General features: G+C 40.5%; 27 protein-coding genes. 16 read left to right on the forward strand and 11 right to left on the reverse strand.

Annotation, left to right across the window (positions count from 1 at the left end):
* Positions 1-52 precede the first annotated feature (52 nt).
* Positions 53-1,063 (reverse strand): NAD-dependent epimerase/dehydratase family protein, encoded by a 1,011-nt coding sequence (locus NI455_RS11860; RefSeq protein ID WP_004280212.1) that lies wholly within the window; start codon positions 1,061-1,063, stop codon positions 53-55.
* A 70-nt stretch (positions 1,064-1,133) separates the two neighbouring features.
* On the opposite strand from NI455_RS11860, the gene tusD reads away from it, so the two are divergent.
* From tusD to NI455_RS11880, 4 genes are read left to right on the forward strand one after another with little or no spacing between them, the layout of a single operon-like run.
* Positions 1,134-1,502 (forward strand): sulfurtransferase complex subunit TusD, encoded by a 369-nt coding sequence (gene tusD, locus NI455_RS11865; RefSeq protein ID WP_224215774.1) that lies wholly within the window; start codon positions 1,134-1,136, stop codon positions 1,500-1,502.
* A gap of 44 nt (positions 1,503-1,546) precedes the next feature.
* Positions 1,547-1,897, forward strand: coding sequence for a hypothetical protein (locus NI455_RS11870; RefSeq protein ID WP_004280210.1), 351 nt, complete (start codon positions 1,547-1,549; stop codon positions 1,895-1,897).
* A gap of 17 nt (positions 1,898-1,914) precedes the next feature.
* The gene (locus NI455_RS11875) at positions 1,915-2,199 is read left to right on the forward strand and encodes a DsrH/TusB family sulfur metabolism protein (RefSeq protein ID WP_004646886.1); all 285 of its coding nucleotides are present in this window, start codon (positions 1,915-1,917) and stop codon (positions 2,197-2,199) included.
* A gap of 14 nt (positions 2,200-2,213) precedes the next feature.
* Entirely contained in the window at positions 2,214-2,525 is a 312-nt protein-coding gene (locus NI455_RS11880) for a TusE/DsrC/DsvC family sulfur relay protein (protein ID WP_004280207.1), read from the forward strand.
* A gap of 113 nt (positions 2,526-2,638) precedes the next feature.
* Here NI455_RS11880 and NI455_RS11885 read toward each other — a convergent pair whose 3' ends face one another.
* The 3 genes from NI455_RS11885 to ybaK all read right to left on the reverse strand — a co-directional run bounded on the left by NI455_RS11885 (position 2,639) and on the right by ybaK (position 5,097).
* Positions 2,639-3,121: a hypothetical protein gene (locus tag NI455_RS11885; protein WP_253114331.1), complete on the reverse strand. Its 483-nt coding sequence runs from the start codon at positions 3,119-3,121 to the stop codon at positions 2,639-2,641.
* Positions 3,122-3,194: 73 nt separating this feature from the next.
* On the reverse strand, positions 3,195-4,436 hold the full coding sequence (locus NI455_RS11890) for a YncE family protein (RefSeq protein WP_253114334.1): 1,242 nt from the start codon (positions 4,434-4,436) through the stop codon (positions 3,195-3,197).
* A 193-nt stretch (positions 4,437-4,629) separates the two neighbouring features.
* A complete protein-coding gene (ybaK, locus tag NI455_RS11895; RefSeq protein ID WP_253114337.1) occupies positions 4,630-5,097 on the reverse strand; it encodes a Cys-tRNA(Pro) deacylase in 468 nt (155 codons plus the stop codon).
* Between the two features lie 960 nt (positions 5,098-6,057).
* Here ybaK and aroQ point away from each other — a divergent pair.
* From aroQ to accC, 3 genes are read left to right on the forward strand one after another with little or no spacing between them, the layout of a single operon-like run.
* On the forward strand, positions 6,058-6,513 hold the full coding sequence (gene aroQ / locus NI455_RS11900; RefSeq protein ID WP_005246503.1) for a type II 3-dehydroquinate dehydratase: 456 nt from the start codon (positions 6,058-6,060) through the stop codon (positions 6,511-6,513).
* Positions 6,514-6,529: 16 nt separating this feature from the next.
* The gene (accB, locus tag NI455_RS11905; RefSeq protein ID WP_005107117.1) at positions 6,530-6,946 is read left to right on the forward strand and encodes an acetyl-CoA carboxylase biotin carboxyl carrier protein; all 417 of its coding nucleotides are present in this window, start codon (positions 6,530-6,532) and stop codon (positions 6,944-6,946) included.
* A gap of 18 nt (positions 6,947-6,964) precedes the next feature.
* The gene (gene accC / locus NI455_RS11910; RefSeq protein ID WP_004280198.1) at positions 6,965-8,329 is read left to right on the forward strand and encodes an acetyl-CoA carboxylase biotin carboxylase subunit; all 1,365 of its coding nucleotides are present in this window, start codon (positions 6,965-6,967) and stop codon (positions 8,327-8,329) included.
* A 55-nt stretch (positions 8,330-8,384) separates the two neighbouring features.
* On the opposite strand, the gene NI455_RS11915 is transcribed toward accC, so the two are convergent.
* Positions 8,385-8,828 (reverse strand): hypothetical protein, encoded by a 444-nt coding sequence (locus NI455_RS11915; RefSeq protein ID WP_005100815.1) that lies wholly within the window; start codon positions 8,826-8,828, stop codon positions 8,385-8,387.
* Positions 8,829-9,142: 314 nt separating this feature from the next.
* On the opposite strand from NI455_RS11915, the gene NI455_RS11920 reads away from it, so the two are divergent.
* Both NI455_RS11920 and NI455_RS11925 read left to right on the forward strand, forming a co-directional pair.
* The gene (locus NI455_RS11920) at positions 9,143-10,573 is read left to right on the forward strand and encodes a sensor domain-containing diguanylate cyclase (RefSeq protein ID WP_253114340.1); all 1,431 of its coding nucleotides are present in this window, start codon (positions 9,143-9,145) and stop codon (positions 10,571-10,573) included.
* A 46-nt stretch (positions 10,574-10,619) separates the two neighbouring features.
* Entirely contained in the window at positions 10,620-12,110 is a 1,491-nt protein-coding gene (locus NI455_RS11925) for an amidase (protein ID WP_005107122.1), read from the forward strand.
* 16 nt (positions 12,111-12,126) lie between these two features.
* On the opposite strand, the gene NI455_RS11930 is transcribed toward NI455_RS11925, so the two are convergent.
* A complete protein-coding gene (locus NI455_RS11930) occupies positions 12,127-13,293 on the reverse strand; it encodes an MFS transporter (protein ID WP_253114342.1) in 1,167 nt (388 codons plus the stop codon).
* A 379-nt stretch (positions 13,294-13,672) separates the two neighbouring features.
* Here NI455_RS11930 and NI455_RS11935 point away from each other — a divergent pair, with 379 nt between their 5' ends.
* The 3 genes from NI455_RS11935 (at position 13,673) to NI455_RS11945 (ending at position 17,048) form a co-directional block, all read left to right on the forward strand.
* Positions 13,673-14,812 (forward strand): catalase family protein, encoded by a 1,140-nt coding sequence (locus NI455_RS11935; protein ID WP_253114346.1) that lies wholly within the window; start codon positions 13,673-13,675, stop codon positions 14,810-14,812.
* A 159-nt stretch (positions 14,813-14,971) separates the two neighbouring features.
* Positions 14,972-16,186: an alpha/beta fold hydrolase gene (locus tag NI455_RS11940; RefSeq protein ID WP_435574933.1), complete on the forward strand. Its 1,215-nt coding sequence runs from the start codon at positions 14,972-14,974 to the stop codon at positions 16,184-16,186.
* Between the two features lie 226 nt (positions 16,187-16,412).
* Complete coding sequence (locus NI455_RS11945; RefSeq protein ID WP_253114350.1) at positions 16,413-17,048, forward strand: SOS response-associated peptidase; 636 nt, start codon at positions 16,413-16,415, stop codon at positions 17,046-17,048.
* 41 nt (positions 17,049-17,089) lie between these two features.
* Here the strand turns inward: NI455_RS11945 and NI455_RS11950 are convergent, their stop codons facing one another.
* The gene (locus NI455_RS11950) at positions 17,090-17,230 is read right to left on the reverse strand and encodes a hypothetical protein (RefSeq protein ID WP_005107128.1); all 141 of its coding nucleotides are present in this window, start codon (positions 17,228-17,230) and stop codon (positions 17,090-17,092) included.
* 1,613 nt (positions 17,231-18,843) lie between these two features.
* Here NI455_RS11950 and NI455_RS11960 point away from each other — a divergent pair.
* Positions 18,844-19,185, forward strand: a complete 342-nt coding sequence (locus NI455_RS11960; protein ID WP_004280187.1) for a hypothetical protein — start codon at positions 18,844-18,846, stop codon at positions 19,183-19,185.
* Between the two features lie 104 nt (positions 19,186-19,289).
* Here the strand turns inward: NI455_RS11960 and NI455_RS11965 are convergent, their stop codons facing one another.
* Complete coding sequence (locus tag NI455_RS11965) at positions 19,290-19,544, reverse strand: hypothetical protein (RefSeq protein WP_191112755.1); 255 nt, start codon at positions 19,542-19,544, stop codon at positions 19,290-19,292.
* A 623-nt stretch (positions 19,545-20,167) separates the two neighbouring features.
* Positions 20,168-20,398, reverse strand: a complete 231-nt coding sequence (locus NI455_RS11970) for a hypothetical protein (protein WP_004280185.1) — start codon at positions 20,396-20,398, stop codon at positions 20,168-20,170.
* A gap of 257 nt (positions 20,399-20,655) precedes the next feature.
* Here NI455_RS11970 and NI455_RS11975 point away from each other — a divergent pair, with 257 nt between their 5' ends.
* Positions 20,656-21,132, forward strand: a complete 477-nt coding sequence (locus NI455_RS11975) for a CinA family protein (RefSeq protein ID WP_253114352.1) — start codon at positions 20,656-20,658, stop codon at positions 21,130-21,132.
* A 102-nt stretch (positions 21,133-21,234) separates the two neighbouring features.
* Complete coding sequence (locus tag NI455_RS11980) at positions 21,235-21,855, forward strand: aminotransferase (protein ID WP_253114354.1); 621 nt, start codon at positions 21,235-21,237, stop codon at positions 21,853-21,855.
* Between the two features lie 66 nt (positions 21,856-21,921).
* Here the strand turns inward: NI455_RS11980 and prpC are convergent, their stop codons facing one another.
* Both prpC and prpB read right to left on the reverse strand, forming a co-directional pair.
* Entirely contained in the window at positions 21,922-23,061 is a 1,140-nt protein-coding gene (gene prpC, locus NI455_RS11985) for a bifunctional 2-methylcitrate synthase/citrate synthase (RefSeq protein WP_253114356.1), read from the reverse strand.
* A gap of 4 nt (positions 23,062-23,065) precedes the next feature.
* On the reverse strand, positions 23,066-23,950 hold the full coding sequence (gene prpB / locus NI455_RS11990; protein WP_253114358.1) for a methylisocitrate lyase: 885 nt from the start codon (positions 23,948-23,950) through the stop codon (positions 23,066-23,068).
* Positions 23,951-24,181: 231 nt separating this feature from the next.
* Between prpB and NI455_RS11995 the strand changes: the two genes are divergently transcribed.
* Entirely contained in the window at positions 24,182-24,829 is a 648-nt protein-coding gene (locus NI455_RS11995) for a TetR/AcrR family transcriptional regulator (RefSeq protein WP_253114360.1), read from the forward strand.
* Positions 24,830-24,915: the final 86 nt, after the last annotated feature.

Below are 24,915 nucleotides of genomic sequence, written 5' to 3' on the forward strand. Positions count from 1 at the left end.
CAGCAATAATGTAAATGATAATTATTATCAAATATAAGCTAAATACTCTTACTTACTGCCCTCTGAGCATATTCTGATAAAACAACCATTCATCCTCAAGCATCTTTCTGAGTGAACGCTGAGGTTGCCAATGTAGGATATTTCGCGCTTTTCCAATGTTCGCCCCCAATTGATCCATTTCCGCATGTGGGTATGGCAGAGCATCCATGGTTTTGATTGCAGACTGAGTCACTTCAGCCAGCTGATCTAGTAAATCCTGTATGGAAATCAATTCACCGGCAATATTAAAGGCTTCACATTTTAATTCCTGCTGTTGTGACAGCCATTGCAAGGACTTGATCACGGCATCACAACAGTCTGCGACATGCAGAAAACTGCGTTCTACTGTGCCATCCGCAGTATGAGCCTGACGGCGTAATTCCAGATATTCACGTTGCTGTGCAGCGACCTGCATCGCCAAAGGCAAAATATTTTTTGGCAAAGGTGGCACTGCTTCCCCCAGTACACCGTGTTCAAAGGCACCTGCGATATTGGAAAGACGTAGGATTGCAATCCGCCATTCATTGTCAGTTTTGGCAGTATCGCGGATAATTTCCTCAACCATCTGTTGCGATTTGATATAGGGATTCGGATAGGTATAGTTAAAAGGCAGATCTTCGCTTAAATCTGTGCCAGATTGTCCATATACCGCCAGACTGGATAAATGTACCAGATGACGCACTCCGGTACGTTGCATGGCACGCATGAGACTCATAATACAGCTGACATTATCATTATAATATTCAAGTGGTTTTAATACTGATTCTTCCAGTGACTTAAAACTTGCGGTATGTACCACAGCCTGAATCGAATGCTGCTCAAAGACTTTGTTCAATGCTGGGGTATTGCGAATATCAATCTTGATAAAAGGTACGTACATGCCGGAGATAAATTCAAGACGCTCCAGAGTCTGTAAGTTGGCATTGGCCAAATTATCGACCACAATGACCTCTAGTCCTTGTGCTAACAGACTTAAAGCAATATGTGAGCCTAAAAAGCCTAATCCACCCGTCACTAAAATCATTTATACTACCTACTTTCTGATGAAGCCAAGATCAATCTGTTGCTATTGATCAAGCCTGTAGTGAATTTCGATGAGCACCTTAATTCTTGTTACCTCCGCACCGACTTCCATTTATGCCTGGCATGCCCTGGGTTTGGCTCAGGCCTTGCAAGATAAACAGGAAACATTCCGTGTATTCTTCTATCAGGACAGCGTATCGGTCGCAAATGCACTGCAATGGGTACCCGACGATCAACGTCATCTTACACACGCATGGCAAGCGCTACAGATTCGCCTTCCAGTCTGTGTAAGTGCAGCATTGGCGCGTGGCATTACAGATCCGGACAATGCTCAACGTCACAATATTCAGCAGCATAATCTGGCAGATGCCTTTGAATTGGTCGGTTTAGGTGAACTTGCCGATGCTGTTCAATCCTCACAACGTCTCATTCAATTCTAGATGTTTCATTTTTTAGAATGTGTTGCTTTTCCAAGGAATCTTGTGTGAAATCTGTACTTGTTATATTAACCCAAGCCAATCTGACCAGTCTGCAGGTGCATGAAAGCCTATCGGCTACGATGGTCCTGGCAACTTTTGGCGCAGAAGTTAAAGTCCTGCTACAAAGTGCTGCCCTCAGTTTGCTGCATTCAGACCTGCAATTTGACCAGGTGCATCATGCATTCAAACTGGCATCAAATATGGTCGACAGTTTCGAGTTTTATGATCTCACTCCGATTCTGATTGAGAAAAAAAACCAGCATTCCTCATTTGTGGCACAGAGCGAACAAGAAATCGAATTTATTGAGCTTAATTCTGAATTTATTCAAAGCTTTGATCATGTGATGTATTGGTAAGGAACAAGGATATAAAAATGTCAAATCACACACTTTATCTGATCCAATCCAGCTATTCGGCAACAGCGCAGATCCTAGAGCAACTGGCTCAAACTTATACAATGGGTGATCAGGTCGTGCTGATGGGTGAAGCGGTTTTGCTGCTAGAGCATTCATTTCTTCAAAGCTTGCCGAAAATTCACATACTGAAAAATGATGCGGAGTTATTAGTACAGCCTTTGCCTGATCAGATAAAGCTTTTGAATTATGCGGATTTTGCAGATCTTTGCCTCGAGTTTAATCGCTGCATTTCAATGAAATAATAAATGAGTTAGATATGAATTTAGAATTGGATCAAGATGGCCATCTGGTTGACTATACCATCTGGAATGAAGAAGTCGCTCAAGTGCTGGCCGATAGTCTGGAACTGAGCTTAACTCCTTGGCATTTTGAAATTCTGCAAGCGGTACGTCAGTTCTATCAGCAGTTTGGTCATTCACCAGCAACACGACCACTTATTAAATTTTTAATGAAAACTGTCAGTGCCGATATCAATAATGCCATGCTTCAGGAAAAGTTTAATACTGGTCTAGTTGCCCGTCACTTAAGCCGTTTGGCTGGTGTACCCAAGCCTGCGAACTGTTTATAAAGATACTTAGCTTTTTAAAGTATGTATTTAAAGGCCCAAATCATATTTTGGGCTTTTTTATGAGAGCAATTTTTAGGCTTAGAATAATGAAAGATGCATCTGGATCTAATTTTTCAAATTCGAGTTTGTTCTAATACTCGCAATGCCCGATGCAATTCATGATCCATTTCAGGCAGAACCTTAATCAGAAAATCAATTTGTGCTTTCGCTTCGGCCTTGCTCACCAGTTGGGCCTCTACCAGTTTTTGCTGCTGAGTGATCAACAAACTGACTTGGTGAGGATCTGGTCGTTGTCCCTCACTTAAAGCGTTAATGATCTGAGTAAAGTCCAGATATAACTGTTCTTGTTGCTTTGATAATTCGCTTTGCTTTGCAACCGTATCATTCTGTTCCTTATTCGTAGTTTGACTATTCTCAGGAGAGTTAACAGATATATAGCTTGCCGATTTTTCAGCTGGCAGGACCGGATCAGAATGGGTCTGATCAGTAAAATTCGTCCGATAGATTTCTTGTCGTACCTGATAACCAATACCCACTAAAGTCCCAAACAAGAGCAATCCGATCATTACATAGAACAGAATTGTTTTATCATTCATTTTTATGTCCTCAGCTCAACAAAGACAGTCTTTATTTATTAAGAAGCTGTCTTTTTCGCTAATCGACGATTGACTACGGCGTTGACCAGTCTGCTGGTGCATAACCAATCCGAACGCGTTGTGGATGATTTCCTACCGGTACACTCAGCACTTTATTGCCTGTGGCAAAATCAATCACTGTGACTACATCTGTTTCACTTTCTGAAATCACACAGCTACGACCATCCGGGCTTCGCGTCGCCCAATAAGGTTTACCTGCAGAAATCAGTTTCCCGGCTGTCAGCGTTTTGCGATCTACAATCGTAGCGTAGTTATCCATGGTCCCGGCAACACAGAGCTTTTCACCATCAGCACTGATTGATAGGCCATGATGACGCGAATCATTCACCCATTTTGTCCGGTCTTTCGGAATACTGTCACTACCAGGCAGCTGTCCGATCCGGCTAATCTTGTTCTGGTTCAGATCGTATTCAATCAGACCATTAAAAAATGAAACTTGGGCATATAGTTTAGTTTCATCCTTGCTAAATACCATTGGTCGTACGGAGTTAGATAAATCTTTTCGACCAAATGCATCCAATGCAGGCCTGAAATCGATTTTTCTTACCACCTGATGCGTATTGGCATCTGCGATAGTGATAAAACGCTTACCTTTAGTAAAGTCTTGCCACTGTGCATCCATTGAGGTTTCAACATTGCCGATGGCAGAGTTCAGGATCTTGTTGCCGCCATCGAAGTAAATGTTTTCATGCGGTTTATCGCCAGTGCTGAAACGGCCTAACTCTTTACCGGTATGGATATCCAATACATGCACCACATTTCCTGAAGATGCAGATACGGCGACTCGCTGCCCATCTGGTGATACTGCCATATGGTCGGCACGGAAACCTTCAACTGGCATCCGCCAGTTAATCTTGCCGGTTTTGATATTAATTGATACCACATCGGCGAAACTTGGGCGTGATGCAACAACTGACTGACCATCTGGTGTCGAGTACATATCATCCACCAGCTGGTCATTGCCTTCACCGGCTGTGGTCTGAATATAAGTATAGGCAATCAGTTTGATTGGATTCAGGTGAATTTCCTTAAGCCGCTCTTTCCGATCAGGAATCATGTTAATGACGCCTATTTTGCCAAAATCACCCGATGGACGAATCACGGTTACTGTGCCATCCCAGTTATTTCCGACAAAGAAAACCTGCTGTGAATTGGCAGGTGCAGAAGCGGCCTGTACACTCGGCAACGCCGATAGTATCGCCATCGCAGATAATGTCAGGCAGAACCGTGGCCATTTTTTATTTTGAATTTTCATGCATTATGCTCCGCATAATAATTTATATTTTTGTTTTCATTCCTTGTTGTGTACACAGTCAGGCTATGTTTTAACTTATCTAATATACAAACGTATAAAATGATTTACTGTTATTTCCGACCAAAAAATATGCAGCCATTTTAAATCTATCACTTCAGTTTCTATGAATTTAGGTGATCATCGTGCTTCGATCTTATGTATCGAGCACATCGAAAAACTGTGCATTGAGCACTTTAGCAAGATCAGCCGGCTTTAAGCTGATATCCAAGCCTCTTTTACCGCCACTGACATAGATCTTATCCAACTGTTCTGCGCTGGCATCAATCACCGTTTTTAATCGTTTCTTTTGACCAATGGGACTGATTCCGCCGACCAGATAACCGGTCAAGCGTTCTGCATGTTTAGGATCTGCCATCTGGAGTTTTTTGCATCCTACGGCCTGCGCTACTTTTTTCAGATTGAGTTGATGATGTACCGGCAATATGGCAACAAAATACTGTTTATCATCCGTGACTAATAAAGTTTTAAAGACTTCTTCCACCGAAAGCCCTAATTTTTCAGCAGCTTCTAACCCGAAACTTTTGGCATTGGCATCATGTTCATATTCATGAATGCTGTATTCGATTTTATTGGCTTTTAATAGTTTGCATGCAGGTGTCATAGAAAGTCTTGTTTGAGAGGAATCGCATGATTATATAAAGATTAGCTCAAGAAGTTAATTTAGATGAGGCAACTATAGAGCAAATTTTACTTTAAGCTCGTATTCCGCTTCAATCAGGCCTATTTAGTTCAATCATTACGCTCTTCAATACTTTTAAACTTTTCTTGAAAAGATGATGGTGCGCAAAATTGCAACAAATGTATGCGTTTTTGCCACTATCTAAGCGTTAGGCAATTAATGGCTTCACTATATAGAAGACTTGAAGATGAACACATTCGTCACTTCGCCCATCTATACACATGAAGCATATAGGTCGAGCGTTTTATCTTAAACCTGCTGAGATTCAACCTTTATCTCCGGAAGAAGAAATAGATTCTTGTACAATGTCTGTCATGAATACTTGAATTGAAAGTGATGTAACTAATTCCAATCTATTGGAAAAACAGACCTAGAAAAATCCAAGTAAAATAAGAGAAAACATCATTAACATATTGTCTTATCTTATATTTTTAAATTTTCATCAAGTTTTGAGAAACGGTCGATAGCTTATATATAAAGAGGATAATCAGCACAACTCTAAAGTCAGAATGTAAAGAGTTTTCTATGCTATAGAAGTCGAACATTGCGGTAAAATCAGCCAGACAACTCTTGCTCAAAACTAAAAATATCACTAAAAGGAAGAATTTAGCGTTAACATGAAGATACAGTTACATAAAGGATATTAACTGTTTTTGCCAATTGGGTTTACAATGAAAATAATCTGAATACCCAGCGAATTGTAATTTTTTAACATTGCCAAATCTCTGCAAAGTTTTCATTATAGCGCCACTGTTTGCTATATGCTTTCTACGTTAATTCAAAGAAATTATAAATAGTAATGTAGAAAATCATGCAATAATAAGCAGAGTTTGCAGACATCTTGCAAACAAACCCCGATACTTTTTAATTGGAGCATGCTGGATGAGTTCGACCATTTTGGTTATTCATGGACCGAATTTAAACTTGCTTGGGAAGCGCGAACCGGAAGTTTATGGTCACCTTAGTCTTGACGATATTAACCAGCAACTGATTGCTCAGGCTCAACAAGCTACCTTACAACTCGATACTTTCCAGAGCAACTGGGAAGGTGCCATTGTTGACCGAATTCATCAAGCCCAGCAAGACGGCATTCAATATATCATTATTAATCCAGCAGCATTGACCCATACCTCTGTTGCTGTTCGCGATGCCCTCCTTGGCGTTGCCATTCCTTTCATTGAAGTCCATCTGTCTAATGTGCATGCACGTGAGGCATTCCGACATCATTCATACTTGTCCGATAAAGCCATCGGCGTGATCTGTGGTCTAGGTGCAAAAGGCTATGCTGCTGCCCTCGACTATATCATTGAAAAAATACAACCTTCTACACAATCTTAATTAGGAATACTGTCTCATGGATATCCGTAAAATCAAGAAACTCATCGACTTGATGATTGAATCTGACTTACAGGCGATCGAAGTTAAAGAAGGCGATCAATCGATTGCATTAACTCGTCGTAATCCAGTGGTTGCAGCAGCTGTTCCTGCGATGCCTGCACCAGCAGCCGAAGCGCCAGCAGCAAAATCTCCTCGCGGTGCTGTTGAAACTTCACCAATGGTCGGCGTGTTCTATGCAGCACCAAGCCCAGGTGAACCGACATTTGTTAAAGTTGGCCAGACCGTTTCTGCAGGCGATACGCTGGGTATTATCGAGGCAATGAAAATCATGAACCCGATTGAAGCTACTCAAAGCGGTGTGATTGAAGAAATTCTGGTGAAAAATGGTGAAGTGATTCAATTCGGTCAACCACTTTTCCGCTACCGCGCTTAATCACCCCGGGGATTTATAATGTTGCAAAAAGTTTTAATTGCAAACCGTGGTGAAATTGCGTTACGCATCACCCGTGCTTGCAGAACTTTAGGGATCAAAACTGTAGGTGTCTATTCTGACGCAGACAAGGACCTGATGCACTTACGTTTCTGTGATGAAGCAGTATGTATCGGCCCTGGTGCGAGCAGTGACAGCTACTTGAATATTCCTGCGATTATTACAGCTGCTGAAATTACCGGCGCAGATGCAATCCATCCTGGTTATGGATTCCTCGCTGAAAATGCAGAATTTGCAGAAATCGTAGAAAATTCTGGTTTTATCTTTATTGGTCCGCGTCCGGAACATATTCGTTTAATGGGAAACAAGGTTTCTGCCATTATTGCCATGAAAAAAGCTGGTGTACCAACAGTACCGGGCTGCGACCATGCCGTAACGATTCACAATGCCATGGCTGAAGCCAAAGAGATCGGTTTTCCACTGATTGTAAAAGCTGCTTCTGGCGGTGGTGGTCGTGGTATGCGTATCGTAGAAAATGTCGATACCCTGCTGGAATCTGTTCAGGCTGCACAGCGTGATGCAGAAATGTGGTTCGGTGATGATACGGTCTATATGGAACGTTTCCTGCAAAAGCCACGTCACGTCGAAGTGCAAGTACTTGCTGATGGTAATGGTCATGCGATTCATCTGTATGATCGTGACTGTTCACTACAGCGTCGCCATCAAAAAGTACTGGAAGAAGCACCAGCACCGAACTTACCAGAGCAAGCACGTGCTGATATTCTAGAAGCCTGTGTCAATGCCTGTAAATTGATGCAATATCGTGGTGCAGGTACATTCGAATTCCTGTTTGAAGATGATGAGTTCTTCTTCATTGAAATGAATACGCGTGTTCAGGTTGAGCATCCGGTAACTGAAATGGTCACGGGTATCGATATTATCGAACAGCAATTGCGTATTGCTGGCGGCTTAGGTCTGGATATTCAGCAAGAAGATGTCAAGGTTTTAGGACATGCGATTGAATGCCGTATTAACGCAGAAGATCCATCAACCTTCTTGCCTTCACCCGGCAAGATTGAGAGCTTCTATGCACCAGGCGGCGCAGGTATCCGCTTAGACTCGCACATCTACCCAGGCTATAGCATTCCGCCGTATTATGACTCGATGATTGCCAAACTGATTTCGCATGGTAAGGATCGTGAGACGTCTATTTCTCGAATGAGAAATGCTTTGGAAGAAATGATTTTGACTGGCGTTAAAACCAATATTCCTTTGCATAAAGATTTAATCCTTCAGGATAAAAACTTCTGCAAACAGGCAATGGATATTCATTACCTAGAGAAGCATTTGTTAAAGCAGCTTGAAGGTGCTGAAGACAAAGCTTAAATCAAAGCTCATAAAAAAACCGCTGTCATTCAGCGGTTTTTTTATTGTTTGCAATTTAAGGCAATACGCGTCTGAGCACAGCAAAACATTGTTCGGCTTTTTCATTGGCGCAGAAGTTAATGGTATAAGGGTTTTGCCATTTCACAAAATATTGCGAAATTTCACCAGACTGATCCACCTGATTGCCTGAACAGTCTTTTTCATTATTGTCATATTTTACTTGCAGAATCAGCGCTGGAATCTGCTGCGAAGGATCCTGTGCCGGCTGATAGTCATATAGCCCCGACGTCCACTCATCGCCACTTTTAATCACCACATTATTATTGCCTTTAAAATTATAATATTCGATACATTTTTTATTATTCGGGATTTCCATTCCCCACAATCCGACAATTTCCGGACGGGTTTTCACAGTAAATGTATTTGGGATTTCAGCAGCTTTAGCAGGAGCATTCGCTGGTTTTTTATTTTCTGTCGCCATTAGCCAAGGTGAGCTCATGAGTAAGATAAGGCTAAGACATATTTTTTTCATATTTACCGGCATCTTGTTAACAATTGATTCTAAATTATCATATTTTTTGGGATCGTGTCCCGCTCTAACGCAATTTCAATACAGAGTCAGAAATTATTTATCACATTGTTTAAAAACATGGATTTCCTTTCTGACTTTTTTTGTATATATTTCGTATATAAGAATCTTAATAGTTCGCATTAATAACAGATTAATCAAACAATAAAATTATATTTTGGGTCAAACTTAGTTGCTGAACAAAGTGATCATTCACACTTAAAAATTTGAATAGGATTTTAAATTTGCAATTAGCTCGAATAACAGAACAACAATTAAATCATGAAACCTATGCTTATTTTGTCATTGTTTTCGCTGTTTTAGTCTGTTGTTTTATTGGGATCGCAACCAGACCAATTGAGTATCTGGCCTTATTGTGGCCGGCCAATGCTGCCTTGTTAGCCCTGTTCTTACGCTTTCCACATTTAAATAATATGGGAGGTTGGCTTGGTGCATTCAGCGCTTTTATGTTTGCAGATCTGATCACCGGGAACAGCCTATTACAAAGCCTGTTTCTTACCTTGTCTAATCTGATCAGCACTATTGTCTCGATATTTTTTATTCGATATTTCAAGATTAATTACAAATACTATAATACTGGTTATACATTCGTTCATTTATTTGGCATCTTCGCTTTTGCAGGCTGTCTGGCCAGTGCGGCTTTTGCAGTTCTCACCTTGCCAAATCTACCCAATTCATTCATGACCAAAGAGAATTTATGGATTGATTTTGGTCTGTGGTGGACCGGTGAAATGGTGAATTATATTGTGTTTCTCCCTTTAATCTTGGCATTCCCAAGAATAAAAGACATGCAGTATCTATTTAAAAACCGTCGTCAAAAACGTAATTACTTCAGCTATTTTTTACCTGCATCTTCAGTCGTGGCCTGTGTCATCATTACCAATATTTTTGCAGGCCCCGGCGCAATGCTCTACCCTCTGGCTGCACTGATCTGGGCTGCGTTGACCTATCGCCTGTTTAGCATGACACTGATTAATGCGTTTGTGACTATTTTAACCTATTACAGCCTGACGCGGTTTTATGCCACAACGCATGACACCTTGGCAGATTCTACGATTTATATTTCGCTCCGGATCGGGCTGTTTATGCTGGCCTTATCGCCGCTTATTCTTTGTATTATTAGTCAAAACCGCAATGAGCTGTTTAAACGGGTTCTCTATCTGGCCAATCATGACAGTCTGACCCGCACCATGAACCGTCATTTTTTCTTTCAGAAAGGTGAATATTTACTGCAATATGCCAACAGAATGGAATTTTCGGTCATCATGCTGGATATTGATCATTTCAAACGTCTGAACGATGATTTTGGCCATCATGTCGGTGACAAGGTGCTGCAACATTTTGCGGAAATCATTCGCTGCAATTTACGTGCTGAAGATCTGTTTGCACGAATTGGTGGGGAAGAATTTGTGCTGTTACTCTGGAATACCGAACCATCAGAAGCACGTCTTATTGCAGAACGGATTCGTGATCTGGTGGAAAAAACCCCGATTTATCAATCAGATGGCTCGCCCCTGTATATTACCGTGAGTGTGGGCATCACTCATCAAAATGAACCGCAGGCCCAAGACCTGCAAAACCTGATCAATATTGCAGATCAAGCCTTGTATCAGGCCAAACATCGTGGGCGAAATCAGGTGGTGCTTGCATCTTGAGCCTAAATGATCTACAACCTTGAAGCAGCAACACTAGGGAATGGCAATGAAATTTGAAGAATATCTGCAATATGACGGTTTAGGACTGGCTGATCTGGTCGCCAATAAACAAGTACATTCAAGTGAACTTTTATCTGCTGCACTAGAGCGTAGCTCAATTGCCAATCCCGAGCTAAATGCAATTATTATTCCGATGCATGAGCATGCATTGAAACGGAGCCAGCAAAATCTGTCCGGACCTTTTGCCGGTGTGCCTTTTCTGGTTAAAGACCTGTTTCAGGAATATGCCGGTTATCCAACTTCTTATGGTTGTCAGGGCTTAAAACGGATTGGTTATATCGCCGAGACCAATGCCGAGATTGTCAATCGCTGGGAAAAAGCCGGGATTGTGACTTTTGGACGTACCAATACTCCTGAATTTGGGATTAAAGGTATTACTGAACCAGATGCTTGGGGCAGCTGTAAAAATCCGTGGAATTTACAGCATAATAGCGGCGGCTCGTCCGGTGGTTCCGCTTCTGCCGTGGCTGCCGGAATTGTACCAATTGCGGGTGCTGGTGATGGTGGCGGCTCGATACGTATCCCCGCTTCCTATTGCGGCCTGTTTGGCCTGAAACCGAGTCGTGGCCGCACGCCTTGGGGACCACAAATGAGTGAAGCCATGCATGGCGCCGCGATTCAGCATGTACTGACCAAAACGGTACGGGATAGTGCTGCAATGCTGGATGCCACCCATGGTGAAGATCATAGTTCACTGTTTAAGATTCAGCGTCCACAGCATCATTATCTGGATGTGATTCAGCAACCGCCAAAAAAACTGAAAATTGCGTTTAGCACTTATTCTACGATTGGCACACCTGTTTCCCAGGATGCCATTAAAGCCATTGAAAAAACAGCCAAATTGCTAGAATCTTTGGGCCATGAGGTGGTCGAAGACCGCCCAGCCATTGATGGAATGCAACTGGCCAAGGATTTTATTACCACCTGGTTTAGCCAATTTTCATTTATGCTGGATGAAATCCAGAAAGGCTATCCGTCTAAAACAAATGATTTTGAATTGGACTCTTTAGCACTGGCGGCTTTTGGGGCCAAAACCAGCGCGATTGATTATATCCAGAACCTGAATAACTGGGGCCAGTATGTGACCCAGATGAATCATTTCTTTGATAATTATGACCTCTATCTAACGCCTGCAACGGCGACAGTGGCGCCGAAAAATGGTGAGGTCAAAACACCAAACTGGCAGAAACCGATTCTTAAAGGTTTATTGAAACTGAATAAAGCGCATTTACTGGCGCAAGGGAAACTAGTAAACCAGATTGTGAAAGAAAATCTAAAATGGGTGCCTTTTACCCAGTTGGCCAATATTACCGGACTCCCAGCGATGTCTGTACCACTGTACTGGAATGAACAAAACCTGCCGCTCGGTTCACAGTTTATTGCGCCGTTTGCCCGTGAGGATCTGCTATTACAACTGGCAGCCCAATTGGAACAGGCACAACCGTGGTTTGGGCAATACGCCAAAATCCGTATTTAATACTGAGATGATATTTTCAAGCCTGTTTTTGCAGTTCGACTTTATTTGGCAATCCGAAAATCAGTAACAAGCCAAGCAAAGTCGATACTGCAGCAGCGATAAAAATAGATGTGCCGCCGACTTGATCCCAATAATGCCCAGCCAGAATACTGCCACTCGCCACGCCAACGCCCCACATCGTGCTATATAGCGCTTGTCCACGTCCTTGCTGCCCTGCAGAAAAATTCTGGAAAATCACTCGCATCGCAATCATATGAAATAAACCAAAACTTAAAGCGTGAATCGTTTGAGCAAAAAACTGTGCCATGAATGAAGCAGGAAAGACCCCGACGATGAACCATCTTAATCCGGTCATCAATAAGCATAACGTGACCAGATGGCGCCATGACCAGCGTGTCAGAAAGAACGTCGCATAGGCAAACATGATGATTTCCGCAATGACCCCGACTGACCAGAGCAGCCCAATCTGGCTGGTGCTAAATCCCGACTGACTGAGATAATTGCTATAAAAACTATAGAATGGCGCGTGTGAAAAGAGCAGAATCAATTCAATCAGGAAAAAGCTATAGACGACTGGGCGTTTGAATATCGGCCATAAGGGTTCGAGCTGTTTCTGTGCGGTAGGTGCTGTCGTGGGCTCTTTAATGGTAAATGACCAGAGAAAGGCCAGAAATGAAATACACAGCAACAAGACGGGCAACATACTGATGCTCATAATTTCAAAGACGGCGCCTAAGCCGAATACACCAATAATAAAACCGACAGATCCCCATTTTCGTACTTTGCCATAGAGTTCTGCTCTTTTTTCCCCGAGCCAGAATAAAGTCACGCCTTCAAACTGAGCCAGAATAGCATTCTGAAAGAAACTGAAAATCAGCATCAATAAAGCTACAGATTGAAAGCTATTGGGAATGATAAAAATCATGAACCAGATACAGGCTTCCATCCAGGTGGCAATACGCACCAGCAGCATGCGTTTACCGGATTTGTCTGCAATCCACCCCCAGATCAACGGCGCAAAGAATCGGGTAACAATCGCAATAGAAGATAAAATGCCGATTTCCTGATAATTGAAGCCTTGATCTTCAAGATACAGACTCCAAAAAGGCATGAACGCCCCGACAATCGCATAGTAAAAAAAGTAAAATCCACTGAGTCTATGCTGGATTGCTAGAACTGGCATTGATTTATATATCCTAATATTTTCAAAATGTTAAACTCAATCAATTTCTATAGCACTGTATTCGACAACTCTTGATTTTGCTACGAGCATCTCGTATTAGTCTAAAAATAAATTTACATAAGTTTATGAATAAATTTTACTAAAGCAAAAAACCCTTTGCTGAGTTAAATCAAAGTAAGAACATAAATCGGCTTCTATATTGAGCACACGATAAAGGGCGGAAATATTTTAGAAAGGAGTATGGAGGGACTTAAAATCTAGAGATCAATAATCATACAGACATTCTCATTATTTTATGGCTAAAGTATGTCCAAAGAATTTTCAGATCATAGGCTAAAAAATTAAAATCAACTCTAGCTTTATAGCAAGGAGAAAATCAATGCCTAACTTTATAAGACCTATATGCTCGGGTCTAGTCTTCCTCCCTTTAATGGCAATAAGTATTTGTAGTGCGGCATATGCTAACGCTTCCCCTATAGCATCTAACTCTCCGAAAGAGAATATTCATCCCAATATAGATCATCATTTAAGTGAAAGTCTTTATCCTAATGAAGCAAACATAACTGAAAAAATCGCAGATATCATTGAGCTATCGATTCGGAAAGAGTATTCCACAGGTATCGCGCTACGTGATGCCCATCCCAAAGCACACGGTTGTGTACGTGCAGAATTCAAAGTAGATGAAGCTCTTCCCAAAAACTTGGCTCAAGGTGTTTTTCTTCCTGGAAAAACATATCAAGCCTGGATTCGTTTCTCTAATGGCTCTAAAGATGCCCAACAAGCAGATATTAAAAAAGATGCCCGTGGCATGGCGATAAAACTTTTGGGAGTACCGGGAGAAAAGCTTTTAGATGATGAAACATCTACTCAAGATTTCATTATGATCAATCATCCTGTCTTTTTTGTGAATGATCCAGTTCGATATATGTCATTTATGCAAGATATAAATAGCGATAGATTTTTTAATAAACTGCATATTCCTTTTGCATTAGGAGCTAAAGGAACCTGGATTGCCTTAAATACGAGAAATAAAATTTCTAATCCTTTGCAAACTAGATATTGGTCTATGGTGCCCTATCAATTAGGAATAGGCACTGATCGTCAAGCTGTAAAGTATTCAGCTCAAGCATGTTCGACAGTGATAGATCCTCTTCCACATGCTCCCCATCATAATTTTCTAAGAGAAAAACTGCGCCAACATTTGCAAAAAAGTGAAGCATGTATGGAGTTTCTGGTACAGCCTAGAACATCAAACACCATGTCGGTCGAAGATTCCATGACTGAATGGCAAGAAAGTGAGGCACCTTTTTACAAGGTAGCCACTATCCGGATTCCTCAACAAGTTTTTGATACGCCTGAACAAAACAAGTTTTGTGAAAACCTCTCTTTTACACCATGGCATACACTACCAGAGCACAAACCTCTAGGAGTAATAAACAGAATGCGAAAAGTGATTTATGATCGTATTAGTCAGCTTAGACATGATTTGAATTCTACTCACAGATCAGAACCACATTAAAATATAAGTGCTTATATGAAGCTATCAGCTAGACTAAAATAACCAGTTGTACTGCTCATTCGCCTTAACTTAAAAGCTTTAGTTTACAAACTTTGTGCAGAGTTAATTTAGAAACATAAATAAAGCTGTTACATTAAAAATGACATTATAAAAAGGAAAATGGTTTCAGTGATGAAAATTAAACCTCCTATTATTAAATTGATCATGAGCTGTTTATGTTTAGGTTCAACATATGCAATAGCCTCTCCTCCACTTCCCGATAACAGCAAAATCCAAGCATCTCATATTTCGAAAAAAATACCGGGTACAATATTATCTATACAAGAACAAAATACTGATCTGTTTACAAATGCCTCACAACGTTTCTTAATCAATTATCGCAGTCGTGGCACAAAATCCGAGCCCATCGTCACTTCAGGCTATATTTTGTTACCTAAAGGCAAAGTCCCTAAAGATGGATGGCCTGTTCTGGCTTGGGCGCATGGTACAGCTGGCGTTGCTGATACATGTGCACCCTCTGGCGATTATTTGGGTGGGCCAGTCCATGTCTATCAGCAAATCGCTGCTAAGGCATTGAATGCCTGGCTCGCTCGCGGCTATGCAGTCGTTGCACCTGATTATCAAGGCTTAGGCACTCCGGGCGGTCATCCTTATATGAATGCGCGAAGCCAGTTGCATACTGTCGTTGATGCTGTACGAGCGATCCACCATTTAAAGCCTTATAGCTTTAGTAAAAATTGGTATGTTATGGGTCATAGTCAAGGAGGTGCAGCATCTCTTAAAGTTGCAGCGTCCGGTCAAAAAGATGCGCCTGAATTTGATCTTCGCGGGGCAATTGCACTGGCGCCAGGCGGTTATCAATATGAAGGAATCGCTGAATATGTTGCCAGCAATTCGCAAATCACGACTGATGTCGCCGCATTTTTTCCAATTGTGCTTTTAGGAGCAGAAGCTGCAGATCCGATGCTTGCTCCAGCAAATTTAGTTAGCCCAGAAATGGGAGAAATTCTTAATCATGCACGCAGTCGCTGTTTGTCAGAATTACAATCTGAACTAAAACAAGCACCTAAGACTGTCTTTAAATCAAATGTAAATCTGGCACCTTTGACCAATTATTTAAAAGAACAGTCTATTGAGAATATGATACCGACTGTGCCGGTTCTGCTGGTACAAGGTGAGAAAGATCAACTGGTCGATGATCGTGGTACTTATGCTTACTACCAGCAGGTATGTACAAAGCAGAAATCTATCGCCTTACATCTCGTCAAAAATGGAGATCATCGTGATTCCTTAAGACAGAGTGAATTTCTGATTGGAAACTTTATCCATTCAGTTGAACAAGGAAAAGCTTTGAGCACCTGCGCTACAAAATAACCCGGCGAGCTTTTGCATTTAATCATTAAAGCCTCAAATATTTTAATCTTCATATTTATAGAATAGTCCTTTAAATAAGCACTATTCTATAAAGAGGATAAACTGATATTAATCCGTATTCTTACTTTCTGTTAAAACTATACTTACGATTTCGAATTGTTTTGAGCCCATCATTTTTATACCTTAGTTCTTTAGCAGACAATAATTAGAATGAAAGAGGTTATTTATGTGCTCGAACTATGAATTCCCCTCAAAAAAACGTCTTTCCTTATTAGATATTCATGAAGATCAACTCGAACTGGAAATAAAAAGGCATGTTTATCCTTTAGCGCCTGCTCCAATCATTATGCGCGGTGCTGACGAATTTGAGCTGGATATTGCACGTTTCGGACTGATTCCAGCCTGGGCGAAAGAATTGAAATATGGCCGGCATACCTATAATGCACGGACTGAAACAGTGGCATCCAAACCGAGTTTTCGACATGCCTGGAAAAACAACCAGTTTGCTTTAGTACCGGTCGATACCTTCTATGAGCCTAAATATATAGACGGCAAACCGCACTGGTTTGGTATTTCACGTGAAGATGGCAATCCTTTTACCGTGGCGGCGATTTATGATGACGCACACATTTATGGTGAGAAAATCAGATCATTTTCGATGCTAACCATAAATTCAGATCAACATCCCTTTATGAAACAGTTTCATGATCCGAATGACGAAAAACGCTCGATCATTGTGATTCCGGAAAAATCACGACATGACTGGTTGCACTGCGATCATGAACAAGCCCATGAATTTTTCTTTGAAATAAAAGATGAATTTATTGCAAAGCCTAGAGATCAACGCTTATTGGGAAATTAAAAAGCCCTAAACCAAGTTAGGGCTTCGTCCATGTGAAAAAGCTATTTTTGCTCTCTCAATGGATTTTCCGGTTCTGCATTGGGTTTTTTCTCTGGTTTGACATGCTTATAAGATGCCTGATTACCCTTGTCGTCATTTGATTCTTTATGCGGATTTGATTCTTGCTCTGGCTTATTTGTCATATGCATCTCCTTCATATATCTATTAATAAATAAATATGATATCTGCTGCTAAACATCAATGTTATTTATGTTGCACATTCAGTTTTATAAAGAGACAAACTTTCCTTCAAGTGCTCTTTGACATTTCACAATTCTTGTTGTTCATCTGAGCAAATAAGCTGTTCAGCCTGATCGTAGACGATACAGCAAAGAATATGAATTCGCGTGCGAGCCGATATCGAATACATGAAATTTTCTAACCTTATCCACTGACGGAAAAAGTCTTTTCATCTCAGCAAAACCTTTAGGATGATTGGCCTTAATCATTCGATACTAACCATCTAATGCAGTTTCAGCCTTTGGCCTCTTTTGAATTGCTTCAAGAATTCGAGCGTAGATGCTCACCTACATATATTTTATAGTATTTTGCTATTTCAGTTCTAAGCAGCTAAGAATCTATTAAAATATAATCCTATTGAAATGATTCTCTTATAAAGTATTCCTTGTGAGAAATTATGTTTAGATCCAAAAATTTTATCAGTAAAGAAAAACCCCGCCAACTGATGATTGAACGGGGATTGATCTTCATTAATATGTCTGATGATTTGGCACATTATTCAATATTTTTCAAGCAATCACGACACTGTTTGACCTCATCATGGTCACACGTGTAGTTAATTTCAGTCGCACCATGAAGACCAAATAAACAAAATATAAATTGCATCATGTTTTTCTCCTGAGTGTAAAAAGCTCGATCCAACATCAAGCTTTATTGTTTTAAATATAGAATGACTCAATACAAAATGATTGGATCAGCGATCTAGAACAACTTCAGTACTCAGCTCTGTTTAGCCTTTAAGTAAAATTGAAGCTTTTGGGGCTAAGTTCGTACAGGCTCTTCAGCTTGAGTCGTCTGATCCTTTTTACAATGATCACTTTTACAATGCTTGCTGCTCATCATCTGACACATTTTCTCTTTGCAAGATTTAAAACAACAGCCGACCATCACGCCCATGCCAAATGCGCATATACATCTCATCATAGCTTTGTCCTGTCTTTATCGTGAAAAGAGATATATAAATAACATCTATTCATGTATCTCTCCTGAGGGAATTTTCAGGCTTTATGTTGTGTATGAAAACTTATGTGAAAGAGAATGAGCAAAAAATACAATCAGCAAAGAAAAAACCAGATTTAAGACGGAAAAGAAAAAGCCTGTTTAACTCTCCTAAATTAAACAGGCCTTATAATGTGCTGATTTTTAATTATTTTCATTAAGTTCTTAGAATGACGCCAAGATATCACTAGCCCTGCAGCCAATCTGTGTAGGATATATATATGCAATGTTTCAAAATATGAAAAAACCATTACTTTTGTTAATTAAATGACTGTAATTTATCCAAAAATCTTTTTAATGAGCAAATAAGACGATTAAATAACCAAAACCCAAAAAGAATTGCTAAACCTATAAATGAGAATAGGTTAATTCAGATTTGTAGGAGAAAATTCCTTATTTCAGTCAATATCGGATGTTATGAATGTTCAATGTTTCATAAAGTTTATAGATCATTGCTTTCTTTTTAGTCATTTCTCTCTATAATTTTTCATATGAGCAATAACAATATTTTGGCAGTATGAAAAATCGCATACTAATTACTTTATTGATGAGTCTGGCAATAAGCGGCTGCCAAAAACATCAAGCAGAGAGTTTAGCCGAGGCTGATGCAAACATTAAAGCGCAGTTTGAACAGTCAGATAATCAACTCAGTGCTTATCTGGACAAACTCGACTCTTCAACAATTAGTCTGGAAGAAAGAACACGCATCCTGTGTGAACAATATCCTAAAGAATATAAAAATAACTACATGCCTGCTCTGCTAAAACTTGCACCCAAGGAATATACAGAAAAAGAGTTGCTCACAGACCTAGACAATGCCTTGAATTTCTACAAGCTAAAAGCCAATATTCAGTGTTAATAAATACTTAGTCTAATCGTGCAATGAAATATAAAAAAAACCGCCTGAATCAGGCGGTTTTTTATGAAGAGCATATATCTTAAAAAAGATTAACGCTGTGGCTTTCACTGATCTTGTTGATTACGTGAACGTTGTTGTTGCTGGTTACTGTTTTGCTGTGGCTGTTGTTGCTGTTGGCCTTGCTGGTTTTGTTGCTGCTGGTCGCGCTGTTGCTGGTTGTGTTGACCACCCTGCGGCTGTTGTTGTTGCTGGTTATTTTGTTGCTGATTTGGGTTTTGCTGGTTGTTTTGTTGACGCTGCTGATCTTGATTTTGCTGTTGTTGCTGTTTCTGTTGGTCTTGCTGTTGATTATTAGCCATGGTGGTATTCCTTACTATTTGCTTTAAATTAAAAGCCGATAGGTTTCGACTTAATATCTACTCTACGCATTTTTCAGATTTCGCCAACCTTTAACCTGTTACAGATTAATTCAATGTAATAAATAGTAAGCTAAGTACTTGAAGTAGAGATTAATGCGCAACATAAATTACCTGACTATAATGCAACAGAAACATAATGAAAGATTTTATAGGTCAAAAATATATTATCCAATAAAAGGAATAACTTAAGTCCTATTTCATATATAGGAAAATTTTTAATAAAATTTAAAAAGTGTTATTAAATAGAACCACTTAATAACTATGCTATTGATATTTATAAATATATAAAAATAAATCTAAATCTTCTATATTTTTAAAAAATTAAATAAAACATTAAAAATACAATTCTTTTTGAATATTATTAACTGTGAAGAAATACGATACTTAACATGACCTCACCAATAAAACTTAAGCTGTTTCGAATTTACCTTGACTTTAATTCAAATATTTTTACTTATTATTTTGGTATAAACTTAGATCAAATCATTGTTTGTAATTATATTTATTAATCTATTTATAATAAATAAGCCTCTTTAAAAGAGGCTTATTCTATTCAGTTTTTATTAGATATTGACTACTTTGACGATAATCGTTTGAGTATCTTCCTGCTCTTCGGCCAGATGCAAACGTTTAAGCTCTTTGCTTTTTACTTTGAACTGCAAGTTCTGATAAGAAATTGTGCTTGGTATCTGATCAAAATATTGACCATCAGCGTCAATTTCTTCCTGAAATAATGGTGTACCCAATTGATAGTCAAGACTTTTTAAGACTACATATTTTACTGTGGTTTTCATTCCAACACCCTACTTTCACTAAGCACTTTATTTTTATTTTTACCACTGTTCCGCCTGAGAAGAAACCTCTATTTTTGAAAATAGCCCAAGCTTTAACCATTCAGATTTTGCGATCAGATCAACATGAAATTACACTAATCTATGAAAAAAATTTTAACTTTCATAAAAATATAAATATACTTGGAGTTGATCGACAGAAAAAATCTGTCTAAATTGATCTAAAATCACTCCCACAAAGAAAAGAAAATATAGAGACTATGATAAAAACCTGTTGCGGCTTACTCGAAGAGAAAAACATAAAAATTGCCTTTATCGAAAGCGCAAGTTCTGGATATCTCAGTAGCCAGTTCTCCATTTGTAAAGGAGAAGGTGCCGAAATTCTGATTGGTGGTTTGATCTGCTACGATGTAAGTGTCAAGACTTCTGTATTGGGCATTTCCAAGAATCTGATCAATAGTCATACCGCGGAATCTATGCCGGTAACGGTTGCTCTGGCGGAAGCAGGTAAAAAAATGTTCCGTGATGCTGACTGGATTATCGCCTGTACAGGATTGCTTAAACCAGGTGGTAGCGCGACACCAGAGAAACCGGAAGGAACATTTTTTGTGGCCATTAATGACGGCACGCAAATCCATCAGTTCCAGTATTATCTCAAAGGCTCGCCACTTGAACGCCTCAACAAACTGTCAGCTGTGGTTGCACATGACATGATCAATCTGTTGAATAACATCTAAGCTTTCAAAGTTACTGTATAGCCTGAATAAGCTTCATTATTTCTACCGTATTTTAAGATAGATTGGCATGATCAAATGCCAATCTATTTTTTTGAGGGTGGAATGACCATGAATATTAAAACTGCACTGCTCCTGCTCCCTCTGAGCTTGCCCACTCTGGCTTTCGCTACCGTAGGCGGTCCACAAAATATTGAAGTTCTAGGCTATGAAGTCAAAGAACAGAAGCTTTATATCATGCGTCATTATCTTGATGGTCGTGGACGCTTGCCTCAACTGTATTATTATAATTTTAAATCCCAAAAACCAAATCAACTGGTTCAGGTCAATTCCTTATATATCAACCCTAAAACCAAGCGCATCGATTATGATCAAGACAGTCGCAAGTTTGATCAGAACATTGCAAAAATCAAAAAACGTTTAGTTCCATTAAATCCGATTCAAAAATCAAAGCCACAGCTTAAGGTGTTAAAGACAACGAAAGGTAGCGCGCCTGCCTGGCATGATCCGAATGAAAAAGTGCCAAAATGGACCTATCAATATCAAGTGAAATCTGGCTTACAAAAAAGCCCGGGGCAGCAAGCGGTCAGCTATCAGCAAGGCTTGAAAATTAGCCAAGCCTATAAAGTTCCGAGACAAAATAAAACTCTGGTAATAGTAAAGTATCTGGGTATTCCTTTTGAAACAGGTTATAGCATTGAAGATCCGGCACTGTTAAGCCGATAACGAAACCGATAAAAAATAAGGTCTCAATTGAAACCTTATTTTTTTTATTTTTACTACAGAAACAGATTAAGCCGCAGTAGAACGCTCAGCGATTGGCACTACTTTACGCAACTCTGGCCCAGTGTAATCCGCGCTTGGACGGATAATACGATTGTCTGCACGTTGTTCCATCACATGTGCGGCCCAGCCTGTCACACGCGACATAACAAAGATCGGGGTAAACAGCTTGGTTGGAATGCCCATAAAATGATAGGCAGATGCATGGAAGAAATCCGCATTACAGAATAATTTCTTCTCGCGCCACATGACTTCTTCGCAGCGCACTGACACTGGATAAAGTACGGTATCACCGACATCTTTGGCTAAACGCTCCGACCAGACTTTAATAATGCCATTACGCGGATCATTGTCCTTATAGATCGCATGACCGAAGCCCATGATTTTTTCTTTACGTTCCAGCATGCCCAGCATTTCACGTTCAGCTTCTTCAGGCGACTTCCAGTTTTCGATCATGTCCATCGCAGCTTCGTTGGCACCGCCATGTAGAGGGCCACGCAAGGAACCGATTGCACCGGTAATACAGGAATGCATATCTGACAGCGTTGATGCACACACACGAGCGGTAAAAGTCGAAGCATTGAATTCATGCTCTGCATACAGAATCAAGGAAACATTCATTACCTGTTCATGTAGCTCATTTGGTTTTTCACCATGCAGAAGATGCAGGAACTGTGCACCGATTGAATCGTCATCGGTATTTTCTTCAATACGCACGCCGTCATGGCTATAACGATACCAGTAACAAATGATGGCCGGTAGCGTCGCCAAAATACGGTCTGCGATATCCTGTTGCCGCTCAAAAGACTGCTCAGTTTCAAGATTGCCCAGCATGGAAACGCCTGTACGCATCACATCCATTGGGTGGGAATCGGCTGGAATACGCTCAAGGACTTCTTTTAATGCCTGAGGTAAAGTGCGCAAGGATTTCAGTTTGGCTTTGTAGGCTGCCAATTGCTCTGCTGTCGGCAATTCTCCAAAGAAAATCAGATAAGCGACTTCTTCAAACTGGCAATGTTCAGCCAGATCCTGCACGTCATAACCGCGATAGGTCAGGCCTGCGCCACTTTTGCCTACTGTTGAAAGTGAGGTTTTACCTGCCACTTGTCCGCGCAATCCTGCGCCAGTGAGTACTTTTCCTTCAGCCATTTTTTTAATTCTCCTGTTTAAACAGTTTATCTAATGTATCTTCGAAGCTGTGATAATCTAAAAATTCATAGAGTTCTTTTCGTTGTTGCATGATATCCAGCACATTTACCTGAGTACCATGTTCGCGCACTGAACGCATCACTTCAAGTGCGGCTTTTTGCATTGCACGTGTCGCTGATAACGGATACAGCACCATGCCAATGCCCTGCTCGGCCAGTTCATCTACCGTATAATACGGCGTATCACCAAATTCGGTAATATTCGCCAAGACTGGCACACCGACCGCATCGCATACTGTACGATACATGGTAATATCAGTCATCGCCTCAGCAAAGATCGCATCTGCGCCCGCTTCAACACAGGCAGAAGCACGATCAATCACAGCTTGCAGGCCTTCTTTTTGCAGCGCATCGGTACGCGCCATCACCACAAAGTTTGAATCGGTTTTCGCATCTACAGCAGCTTTGATACGATCAACCATTTCCGGCTGTGATACGATTTCTTTATTTGGACGATGACCACAACGCTTCTGTGCAACCTGATCTTCAATATGAACCGCAGCGGCTCCTGCTGCAATCATCTGTTTGATCGTGCGGGCAATATTTAATGCACCGCCCCAACCGGTATCAATATCAACCAGTAAAGGTGTATCCACACGCTCAGTGATCCGGCGTACATCTTCAAGAACATTATCCAGGCTGGTCATGCCCAGATCAGGCAAACCATAAGAATAATTCGCGACACCCGCACCTGATAAATAAATGGCTTTATAACCGACCTGTTTGGCCATCATGGCAGCATAGGCATTTACCGTGCCCATAATTTGCAATGGTTTCTCGACTTCAAGCGCTTGTCTAAATCTTAAACCTGCAGACATTTGTTCTGTCATCTTCCTTTTCCACAGTCTTGGCTATAATTATTGAAATTCGAGTATACTCATTTGGCTTGCTCATTCCATAACCTGATAGAACAAATACTCTAAAACTTTAGTCAAATTTTTAAGTTTTGCTTTACCTAATCCAGCAAATACTGCACTTATCCGGCGCAATTATGAAATATGTGCATATATTTGCTATGATGGCGTTTCAATCTCTATTGACATGTTGATGTACTATCTCCTATGCAAGACCTCGCCCTAGAACCGCTCGCCAAAGATCTGCCACAGACCAAACGTGGTCATGAGCGTTGTATTGCGCTGCTGATCAGTGCAACCGAGCTATTTCTGGAACGGGGTTATGACGCTGTGTCTCTGGATGATATCGTCCAGCATGCCGGAGGCTCCAAAGCTTCGATCTATAAATACTTTGGCAATAAAGAAGGCTTGTTTAAAGCCATTTGCGATTATCGTCGTATCAAGTTTTTTGAAGATATCAGTATTCCGATCGAACTGATGGCACTAGATTTTCGTAGTTATTTAGTACACACGCTACTCAATTTTTATCACCAGATTATGCAACCTGAAAACTCGGCCTTTATGCGTCTGGTGCTGGAACAGAGTCAGCGTAATCCTGAACTTGCGCAGCATATTCATGAGCGAGGCCCGGTGCATGTGCAAAGTGCCATTGCCACGGCTTTAGAACAGGCAGATGCACAAGGTTTATTGCATTGCGAGAATCCGCAATATTCGGCGCAGCTGTATTTTGGTATTTTGCGCAATCTGGAATGGCGTATTCTGATGGGAATTCCGGTACAGGAAGATGATCAGGAAATCGACAGATACATCAGTTATTGTGTGGATCGCTTTTTAGACGGTCATCAAAAAGTCTAGGGTGTGTTGACACTTTTAGCTTAAAAAAATAGCGAAGTAGTAAAATCAAATCGCCAAACCCAATTTTACTATTCGCTATGCCTCGT

It is taken from the genome of Acinetobacter lwoffii (genome assembly GCF_024129435.1).
GTDB classification, from domain to species: Bacteria; Pseudomonadota; Gammaproteobacteria; order Pseudomonadales; family Moraxellaceae; genus Acinetobacter; species Acinetobacter lwoffii_F.